11 protein-coding genes and 2 tRNA genes are annotated in these 10,268 nt (G+C 38.2%); 7 read left to right on the top strand and 6 right to left on the bottom strand.

The features are described from left to right. Window positions 1–98: 98 nt before the first annotated feature. The 6 genes from AC6F75_RS03410 to proS all read right to left on the bottom strand — a co-directional run bounded on the left by AC6F75_RS03410 (window position 99) and on the right by proS (window position 2,696). A complete protein-coding gene (locus AC6F75_RS03410) occupies window positions 99–386 on the bottom strand; it encodes a hypothetical protein (RefSeq protein ID WP_500713545.1) in 288 nt (95 codons plus the stop codon). Between the two features lie 22 nt (window positions 387–408). Next, window positions 409–561, bottom strand: a complete 153-nt coding sequence (locus tag AC6F75_RS03405) for an SsrA-binding protein (RefSeq protein WP_500713544.1) — start codon at window positions 559–561, stop codon at window positions 409–411. 95 nt (window positions 562–656) lie between these two features. Beyond that, a complete protein-coding gene (gene rpsT, locus AC6F75_RS03400) occupies window positions 657–908 on the bottom strand; it encodes a 30S ribosomal protein S20 (protein ID WP_500713543.1) in 252 nt (83 codons plus the stop codon). Window positions 909–943: 35 nt separating this feature from the next. Next, window positions 944–1,015: transfer RNA gene (locus AC6F75_RS03395), tRNA-Glu, on the bottom strand. 56 nt (window positions 1,016–1,071) lie between these two features. After that, window positions 1,072–1,143: transfer RNA gene (locus AC6F75_RS03390), tRNA-Glu, on the bottom strand. Between the two features lie 77 nt (window positions 1,144–1,220). Beyond that, window positions 1,221–2,696, bottom strand: coding sequence for a proline--tRNA ligase (proS, locus tag AC6F75_RS03385; RefSeq protein ID WP_500713542.1), 1,476 nt, complete (start codon window positions 2,694–2,696; stop codon window positions 1,221–1,223). 103 nt (window positions 2,697–2,799) lie between these two features. Between proS and AC6F75_RS03380 the strand changes: the two genes are divergently transcribed. From AC6F75_RS03380 to AC6F75_RS03350, 7 genes are all read left to right on the top strand, one after another. After that, on the top strand, window positions 2,800–3,825 hold the full coding sequence (locus AC6F75_RS03380) for a hypothetical protein (protein WP_500713541.1): 1,026 nt from the start codon (window positions 2,800–2,802) through the stop codon (window positions 3,823–3,825). Between the two features lie 35 nt (window positions 3,826–3,860). Then, entirely contained in the window at window positions 3,861–5,384 is a 1,524-nt protein-coding gene (locus AC6F75_RS03375; protein WP_500713540.1) for an OmpP1/FadL family transporter, read from the top strand. Between the two features lie 222 nt (window positions 5,385–5,606). Next, entirely contained in the window at window positions 5,607–6,284 is a 678-nt protein-coding gene (folE, locus tag AC6F75_RS03370; protein ID WP_500713539.1) for a GTP cyclohydrolase I FolE, read from the top strand. A 198-nt stretch (window positions 6,285–6,482) separates the two neighbouring features. Then, window positions 6,483–6,842, top strand: a complete 360-nt coding sequence (locus AC6F75_RS03365; protein ID WP_500713538.1) for a four helix bundle protein — start codon at window positions 6,483–6,485, stop codon at window positions 6,840–6,842. A gap of 41 nt (window positions 6,843–6,883) precedes the next feature. Next, window positions 6,884–8,362, top strand: a complete 1,479-nt coding sequence (cysS, locus tag AC6F75_RS03360) for a cysteine--tRNA ligase (RefSeq protein WP_500713537.1) — start codon at window positions 6,884–6,886, stop codon at window positions 8,360–8,362. Window positions 8,363–9,011: 649 nt separating this feature from the next. After that, window positions 9,012–9,230 (top strand): membrane protein insertion efficiency factor YidD, encoded by a 219-nt coding sequence (gene yidD, locus AC6F75_RS03355; protein ID WP_500713536.1) that lies wholly within the window; start codon window positions 9,012–9,014, stop codon window positions 9,228–9,230. A gap of 68 nt (window positions 9,231–9,298) precedes the next feature. Beyond that, the coding region (locus AC6F75_RS03350) for a hypothetical protein (RefSeq protein ID WP_500713535.1) at window positions 9,299–10,268 on the top strand (970 nt) is incomplete at its 3' end.

The following is a 10,268-nucleotide window of genomic DNA, read 5'->3' as shown; positions in this document are numbered from 1 at the left end:
ATCGTGTTACTGGGAGCATTTAAGAATTCCACTTTTGTCATATCAACTCCATTTGAACTCAAAAAACTTTGAACAGTGCTTTGGTTTTCAGTAGTGATCTAAACCTTGCACTCTTCAACCGCGGCCTGAACAACCTGAAGTAAAATGTCCTGAAATGTACTGGTCCAGCGAATGACGAGATATTCAATTTCTTCCCACTCTGCCGCAGTTCTTACAGGCAGGGTTGGTGGCGGGGTAATGCTATTGCTTTTAAATTGAAACCCGGCAACTATACCTTTTTCATATTCAGTTAATCCTTTAGGTAAAAAGGGTCCCTCCTGTGCGTTTATTTGAAAAGTAAATGATATCACAAAAGAAAAAAACAGAACGGGTAGAAACTTTTTCATAGGATATTAAAATGGAATATTTTTAGTCAAGTGCATTTTTGGTCACATAGATTTTCCAGCCAAGGATTAAAAGCTGCCACTTTTTGGCTTTACTTAAATCAAGTCTTTGCCTGGAAAAACTTGGCAGTATGAGTTTATTGACTTTTGCTAAGGTTCTGAAAAATGCTTTTTTCACGCTAACAAGGTACAAAATTTCAATAATTTATAGCAAACAAAAAAACCCTCCACTTCGTAAAGAGGAGAGTTTTAATAAATTATATGGTCTGTAGCTTATAAAGAAGCTACGTGTTTAGCAAGCTGTGATTTTAAATTGGCCGCTTTATTATCGTGGATAATATTCTTCTTGGCCAATTTATCAATCATGGAAACAACTTCAGGATACATTTTTTGTGCTTCTTCCTTACTTTCTGTTTCTTTCAGCTTTTTAATCACCGATCTGGTTGATTTGTGCTGATATCTGTTGCGAACACGTTTTACCTCGCTGTTTCTGATTCTCTTTAACGCTGACTTGTGATTTGCCATTTGTTTTTTCTTAAATTGTAACTCTTGTTATTTTGTAGTCCGTAGGGGAATCGAACCCCTGTTACCAGGATGAAAACCTGGCGTCCTAACCCCTAGACGAACGGACCATTGGTTAAGCTATTTTTTGGCTTCCACCAAAAAACTCCATCATTTCAAATTTTTGTAGTCCGTAGGGGAATCGAACCCCTGTTACCAGGATGAAAACCTGGCGTCCTAACCCCTAGACGAACGGACCATGCATCTTTTATTGCGGTTGCAAAAATACAACAATTTTTGAATGTCGCAATTTGTTGGGATAATTTTTTATTTTATTTAATACGCCTTCGCGAAAAGCACCCTTTTTACTGATGGTTTGCCGCTAAAGACACATACTCCGTCTTCGTTTTTCACGTCAAGTGGAATACATCTGATTGTAGCTTTTGTCAGGTTTTTGATCTGCTCTTCAGTTTCCGGAGTACCGTCCCAATGTGCACTTAAAAATCCGCCCTTGGTTTCCAACACTTTTTTGAACTCTTCAAAGGTATTTACTTCAGTGATGCTTTCATTTCTATACTTAAGTGCTTTATCAAAAAGATTTTTCTGAATTTCCACAAGCAAAGTCTTCACTTTTTCGGCTATGACTTCCCTGGCGACTATCTCCTTACTCAACAAATCCCTTCTGGCCACTTCAACTGATTTGTTTTCCAGGTCTTTTGGACCAATGGCAATTCTAAGGGGCACTCCTTTTAACTCATATTCATTGAATTTCCACCCGGGTTTAAATGTATCCCTTTTGTCAAATTTAACTCTTATGCCTTTTTCCCTTAATTCTTTTAAGATTATTTCAGCTTCATTACAAACCGCAGTATATTCTTCGTCACTTCTATAAATAGGAACAATCACAACCTGGTCTGGTGCAAGGTTTGGGGGTATGACCAAGCCATTATCATCACTGTGCGTCATTACTAAAGCACCCATCAGACGGGTGGAAACTCCCCATGAAGTTGCCCAAACATAATCAAGTTTTCCATCCTGTGCCGCAAATTTCACATCAAAAGCTTTGGCAAAATTTTGGCCCAAAAAATGAGATGTTCCTGCCTGAAGTGCTTTTCCATCCTGCATCAGGGCTTCAATACAATAAGTTTCCAAAGCTCCGGCAAAACGTTCGCTTTCGGTTTTGGTTCCTTTGATAACCGGAATAGCCATAAAATTTTCGGCAAAATCAGCATACACATGCATCATTTGCTCGGCTTCCTCAATGGCTTCTTGCTTGGTGGCGTGTGCCGTGTGGCCTTCCTGCCATAAAAACTCAGCAGTTCTCAGAAACAGCCGGGTGCGCATTTCCCAGCGAACCACATTGGCCCATTGGTTGATGAGTAAAGGCAAATCCCTGTATGATTGTATCCATTTTCGATAAGTGTCCCAGATGATGGTTTCTGAGGTGGGCCTTACAATCAATTCTTCTTCAAGTTTGGCTTCGGGATCAACAATGATTCCGCTGCCGTCCTCTGCATTTTTCAATCGGTAGTGAGTAACCACGGCGCATTCTTTTGCAAAACCATCAACATGACTGGCTTCCTTACTAAAATAGGACTTTGGGATAAACAGCGGGAAATAAGCGTTTTGATGGCCGGTTTCCTTAAACATTCGGTCAAGCTCAGCTTGCATTTTTTCCCAAATGGCATAGCCATAAGGTTTGATGACCATACACCCTCTTACTCCCGAGTTTTCGGCCAAATCTGCCTTGACAACCAGCTCATTGTACCATTTTGAATAGTCTTCTTCCCGTTTAGTTAAATGTTTTCCCATACCTTTAGATTGGCATAAATATTGTGTTAAATCTGTTAAAGTACTCTTTGCATTGTGCAAAACTACTTAAATTTATAGTGTTGAACAATTAAAAACAATTGTTATGAAAAGTTATTTTACATACCATTATATTAATAAATTTCTTGCTGTGAGCATACTTGCAGTGATATTGTCGTCCTGTGGCACCTCAAGAGACAGAGTCAATCAGGACAATGATGGTATCTACAGTTCTTCTAATGCCGTTGCCGTTACATCAGAAGAAGATGAAGGTCAAGAAGCTGACAACAGAAATTACTACAAGCAATACTTCCAAACCAAATCACAGGTTTATGCCAATGAACCTGAGGGCGACATCATATTTACCGATGTTGAGGGCTATACATCTGTAAATGCTTATGTTGACGAAGACGGATATATCCACGAAGAAGAAATACATTACGATGAGCCATATGGTCCCTGGGGTGAAACTTCTGAAATAACAATAAATGTTTACAACAATCCCGGCTGGGGGTATTACGGTTACTGGCACAGACCATTGTGGTGGTACAGAAGCGGTTGGGGAATTAGTTACTGGCACTCTTGGGGCGGCTATTATGGTCCTTCCTGGGGCTGGGGTTACCCATACTACTGGGGTGGTTGGGGTTATCCTTATTATGCACATCCGGGCTACTATTACAACCCATATTATGGAGGCTACAGCAATTATGTGGCTTACAACCGTGGCAGAAGAAATACAGATTATAATCCAGGCAGATCTGCAACAAGATCTGTAAACAGGGAAAATATTACCAGATCCAATAGGTCAAATGAAGGCAGGTATTCCCGCAGTGAAGTTGAAAGAAGAATCAATAACAGTAGAAATGCTCAATCCCGAGATGTAAGAGGTGTTCCTACCAGAACAGACCAAACAAGGCCTGTTCAGCAAAGAAACACCCGACAGAGGGGGATTAATAACCAAAGAAATAACCCGACGCCCAACACGACACGCCCTAATACAAATACCCGAAATTCCGGAAACGTTAACCGTAGTGGAGGTGGCTCCAATGTAAGGTCTTCCGGTGGAACCGGAGTAAGAAGTGGTGGTGGCGCCACCCGTAGTAGTGGTGGTGGTAGAGGTGGCAGAGGTTAAAATTCATTTTTGTTTCACGAAATTTAATATTAAACATGAAAAGATGTTTTCTCTTAATCATAGTTATTGTTTTTGCTCAGAATTTATCATCACAAAGTATCATTGACGCTTTAAGGTACAGCACAGATGGCCTTCACGGAACAGCGAGGTTCAGCGGAATGGGCGGTGCATTTGGAGCCCTTGGTGGCGATTTATCTGCAGTACAACTCAATCCTGCAGGTTCTGCAGTTTTTCTGAACAGTACAGCAAGTGTGACCTTATCATTGCTTGACAAAAAAAATGAAACCAATTATTTTGATACTTATAACAGAAATTTCAATTCTGATTTGAGTTTTAATCAAGCCGGTGTTGTTTTTGTTTTTGATAATTTTGAAGAGGATGCCTTCTGGAGAAAGTTTACACTGGGTCTTAACTTTGATGTGAAAAAGAATTTTGATGACGGATATTTTGCTTCCGGACAGAGTACAAACTCCATTGACAGCTACTTTCTTGGCTATGCACAAGGCGTCCAGTTCAATCTTTTAGAGTTACAGGCAGGAGAAACCATTTCCAGCCTCTACAGATTTCTCGGAGAAAATCAAGGCTTTGGGGCACAACAAGCTTTTTTAGGATACCAATCTTACATCATTGACCCTGTAGATTTTGATAACCCTAACAATACTTCATACGTTTCAAACGTGGCTCCGGGCACTTACAATCAGGAATATGGATTTTCTTCTTCGGGTTACAATGCAAAAGCGACCATAAACATAGGAATGCAAATTAAAGACAATCTGTATGTGGGTGCTAACTTCAATTCTCACATTATCGAATACAGGGAATCCACTTACTTTTATGAACAAAACACCAATACAGATAGTTTTATCAACGAGATTGGTTTTAGAAACAATCTGGCTGTTCTTGGTGACGGCTTTTCAGCCCAACTTGGTTTTATTTCAAGACCAACTGATTTTTTTAGAGTTGGGATTACTTATGACACCCCCACCTGGCACACCATAACAGAAGAAACCACACAACGAATCAGTACCGTTAGAACGGAAGAAAACCAACAAATTACTGAAACTATCAGACCCAATATCATCAATCTTTATGAAGATTATACTTTAAAAACACCCGGAAAGTTGACTGGTAGTGTGGCCTATTTATTTGGCAGTGATGGTTTGATCAGTATTGATTATACTTATAAAGATTATTCGAACATTCGTTTTCGCCCATCAGGAATTGTTGCATTTAATACAGAAAATACAAGAATTAGCAATGCGCTGAAGGCTGCATCCTCCGTCAGAATCGGCGGTGAATACAGAATTGACCAAATGAGCTTAAGAGGAGGTCTGCAATTTGAGGAAAGTCCTTATAATGATACCGAAATGATGGGAGACATGAAAGGATTTTCATTGGGGTTCGGTTATAGTTTTGGGGATTTCAGGTTAGATTTAGCTTACGCTCGAACAGAACAACAAAGAAAACATCAGTTTTATACAAACAGCGCATTCTCAAATGCTACTTCAATTAAAAGCACCGAAAATTTCGTGGCGTTAACCGCAAATTTTGGTTTTTAATTTAAAAAAAACTAAATTGAAAGAGGCTATCTTTTAAAGTGGTCTCTTTTTTTGTTTATGGATGTTTTAGAAGCGTTTAATATCTATGGTCTGTTAATTTTAAAATTAATATGAAAACCAAAGTTTAAAAGCGTTAAAATATCAAAAATGCCATTTCACAATCTTATCAAGAATAACTATCTTTGCAAACTATCCGCCGGAGGCGGATTGAATTTTAAAACTATGGGATTAGAAAAACACTTAAAAAAGCTTGAAGAAATTGGCGACAGCCACATTGGCACTTCAAGTGACACACCTTTACGCAATGACGCTTTTAAATTGAGTGACCTTGAAAAAATCGCACTTATAAAGGAAGATGTAAAACATATTATGGAAACCTTAGGCCTTGACCTCAATGACGACAGCCTTCAAGGAACCCCAAATCGTGTGGCTAAAATGTTTGTCAACGAAATTTTCGGCGGGCTTCACCCCGACAGGAGACCAAAAGCCTCCACTTTTGACAACAAATACAAATATGGAGAGATGCTGGTTGAAAAAAACATCACTGTCTATTCTTCCTGTGAACACCATTTACTGCCCATCGTGGGAAAAGCACACGTGGCTTATATTTCATCAGGAGCAGTGATTGGCCTTTCTAAAATGAACCGTATTGTGGATTATTATGCCAAAAGACCACAAGTCCAAGAGCGACTTACCATTCAAGTCGTTAAAGAATTACAAAAAGCTTTAAATACTGAAGATGTCGCCTGTGTCATTGATGCCAAACATTTATGTGTTAACTCCAGAGGAATCAGAGATATTGACAGTAGCACAGTCACCTCAGAGTTTGGAGGCAAGTTTAAGGAAGCCGCTGTAAGAAGGGAATTTTTGGATTATATTCAAATGGGAACGGAGTTTTAGGGGGTGCTGGATGACGGATGACCGATGACGGATGACCGATGACGGGTGGTGATAAAAAAAAATGACGGATGACCGATGACCGATGACGGGTGGTGATGAAAAATGATGGGTGACCGATTACGGGTGACCGATGACGGATGATGAAAAACGAAAGTTTTAGAATTCTTGAATTAATAACGCTTTTAAATTGCAGTCACTATGGAATCTAAATTTAAATTTGAGAAATTGGTTATTTGGCAAAAAGCGATGGATTTTGGTGAAGACATCAATCTAATTTCTGAGAAATTTCATAAGAAAGAACTTTACAATTTAAGTACGCAAATATGCAGGGCAGCAGACTCAATTGCACTTAACATTTCTGAAGGGAGCATTGGTCAATCAAATGCAGAGCAAAAAAAATTCACTGGTTATGCCATTCGTTCTTTAGCTGAAACTATAACCTGTCTACACAAGGCTTTGAGAAGAAAATACATCAGTCAAGACGAATTTAAAACATTATATGACGAGTCATTCCATCTGATGAATATGTTAATTAAATTTAAAAATACAATCAAATAAAACCCCGTCATCGGTCTTCCGTCAACGGCCCTAACATCATTATGGAATTATATAAAAACCAACAACTGCAGATTTACAATTCCATTTCAAAAAAGAAAGAGACCTTCACACCCATTCACGAAGGTGCAATTGGTATGTATGTCTGCGGCCCAACAGTTTACAGTAATGTGCATTTAGGAAATTGCCGGACGTTTCTTTCGTTTGATTTGGTTTTTCGCTACCTAAAACATCTGGGGTATAAAATGCGCTATGTGCGAAATATCACCGATGCCGGTCACCTAGAAAATGATGCCGACAGCGGTGAAGACCGCATTGCCAAAAAAGCACGCATTGAACAAATTGAACCTATGGAAGTGGTGCAACGTTATACGGTTGATTTTCACAACACCATGGCGAAATTTAATGCCCATCCACCCAGTATTGAGCCAACAGCTACAGGCCATATCATAGAACAAATAGAGATTATAGAAGAAATACTTAAAAAAGGTTTTGCTTATGAGCGAAATGGCTCTGTGTATTTTGATGTGATAAAGTTTAACGAAACCCATCATTACGGAAAATTAAGCGGAAGAAATCTTGAAGATATGATTGCCAACACCCGCGAACTTGACGGGCAAAGCGACAAAAAGAATCCGCAGGATTTTGCCCTTTGGAAGAAGGCAGAACCCCAACACATTATGCGCTGGCCCTCTCCCTGGAGCGATGGTTTTCCCGGCTGGCATTTAGAGTGTACTGCGATGAGCACCAAATATCTGGGTGAACAGTTTGACATTCACGGAGGCGGTATGGATTTAAAGTTTCCGCATCACGAATGTGAAATTGCCCAATCTGAAGCTTATTGCGAAAAAACACCGGTCAACTATTGGATGCACGCCAATATGCTTACCCTTAACGGACAAAAAATGGCCAAGTCAACCGGGAATAATATTTTACCCGATGAAATTTTCAATGGCGATAACAATATTCTCTCCAAGCCGTTCTCCCCTTCTGTGGTGAAATTTTTTATGTATCAGGCGCATTACCGAAGCATACTCGACTTTTCAAACGAGGCACTTGAGGCAGCCGAAAAAGGCTACTATCGCCTGATGGATGCCATCAAACACATTGATATTCTCCCCGCCGGCAATCAATCTTCTTTTGATGTCGATGCCTGGAAACAGTCTTGCTATGATGCCATGAATGATGATTTCAACAGTCCCATTCTCATTGCTCAATTGTTTGAGGCTACAAAATTTATCAATTCTGTAAAAGACGGAAATGCCACTATTTCCACTACAGATTTAAATACTTTAAAAGTAACCATCCTTGCTTTTGTGTTTGATGTTTTGGGCATCAAGGAAGAATCCACATCAGACACCAACACAAAAAAACTGAGTGATACCGTTGATTTATTGATCAAACTGAGAAATGAAGCCCGCGCCAAAAAAGATTTTGCCACCAGTGATCAAATCAGGGATGAACTGGCTGCTATCGGGATTCAATTGAAAGACGGTAAAGACGGGACTACTTTTAGTTTGTGAGTAGTGAGATGTAAGAAATTTGACGCTCTGAATTTGAAGAAGCACTTGCTTTAGTTGTACCACAGAGAGACACAAAGGAGACACAGAGTTTCACGGAGGTGAGTCTTTGAGTTGGTGAGTGGTGAGTGGTGAGAAAATTACTATTTCATTTGTTGACACCTCTTTATACCAACACATATCTCAATATCAACAAATTGATTACATTTGAAATACTATGCCAACAAGCAACGAAAAAAAAGCTCAAGTTTGTTTTCTGACAGTTGTCTTATATTCATTATTGACAGCGGTCTACATTCAAATTGAAAACTACGAATTTGATATTCTGCTATTTTTCACAACTATCCCTTTCTTAATCTATATTGTATTTTTTTGGATACAAAACCCTGTTTTCCGAAAAATATTTATTTCCCTTGAAGGAATATATGTGCTGATATTATTTTTTGTGGTTTTAACTTTAAGCAATTACAAGGCCGGCGAATATTTACTTGAATTATTTTTATTAATCTCCCATACCTTTGCAAGGCTATATAGTTTATTCATTGTTTCCAAGTCTAAACACCCTCTTTTAAAAGCAATTATTATATCGTTAATAGTAAGTTTTAGCCTCTATTTTTACGGTACTACCGAGTATTTGAGAATAATGTAAACTATGAAGATAATATCCCGATTTTTTATAGCCATCATCAATTTTTACCAGAAATTTATTTCTCCTCTTACACCTGCAACCTGCAGATACCAACCCACCTGCTCCCATTACAGCAAAGAGGCTCTTCAAAAACACGGACTTTTAAAAGGCGGTAAACTGGCCATAAAAAGAATTTTTAGTTGTCATCCCTGGGGTGGCAGAGGTTATGACCCGGTGCCGTGAGTTTTTAGACTATGGATATTTTAATTTAAAATAAGAATAATGTCTATATTGCATAATATTTGTTCGTTATGCCAAGACTATTACTTTCTTTTATAGCAATTTGCTTTTCTTTTTTTGTTCATGGGCAGTGCCCTACTGGTCCATTGACTTTTACAACACAGGCACAACTTGACAGTTTTATAATTAATTATCCTAATTGTACTACCATTCAAGGAGGTATTTCTTCTGGTGTGACGATAAGCGGGGCTGATATAATCGATTTGAGTCCATTGTCAAATATTATAAGCATTCAAAATGGAGGTCTATCAATTTCTAATAATCCTTTACTAACCAATTTATTAGGATTAGAAAATTTAACCACAATCACTTTCGGTAATTTTACAATAAAGGATAATCCACAATTGACTAGTATATCAGGATTATCAGGATTAACTGGAAGCGTAGGATATTCAATTGAAATAATTAATAACCCTCTGTTGCTATCTTTGCAAGGTTTAGAAAATGTAACTAATCCCGGAGATGATGATTTACACATTGAAAACAATGCTTCTCTTGTAAATCTTTCAGGTTTAGATAATATAACTTTTGCAGATGATGTTATTATCAAAAACAACAATAATTTAGTTTCTTTAGTAGGATTAGGGAGCTTTGAAAGTACTGGAACTATAAATATTCGTGAAAATGATGCACTTGTAACTTTAAATGGTTTGAACTCAATTTCAACTATCCATAGTTTATATATTGAGGATAATCTTATCCTTGATGATATTTCAGCCCTTGAAAATGTATTTTATGATAGCGGAGATAAAATAATTTCCGGAAACCCCCAATTAGCAGTTTGTAGTTATTTAAATCTATGTACTTATTATCTTTCAGAACAACCAAATAGTTTTTATAGTTTTGTAATTCAGAATAACGCTATCGGCTGTAATTCAATTGCAGAATTTAAAACAGGATGCCATCCATACTGCCCCACTGAATTAACTTTTTATGCACAAACGAGTATAGATTCACTTGTTTCAGTTTTTCCAAATTGTT

The organism is Planktosalinus sp. (assembly GCF_059864935.1).
This window is presented reverse-complemented; position numbering and strand designations above follow the sequence as displayed.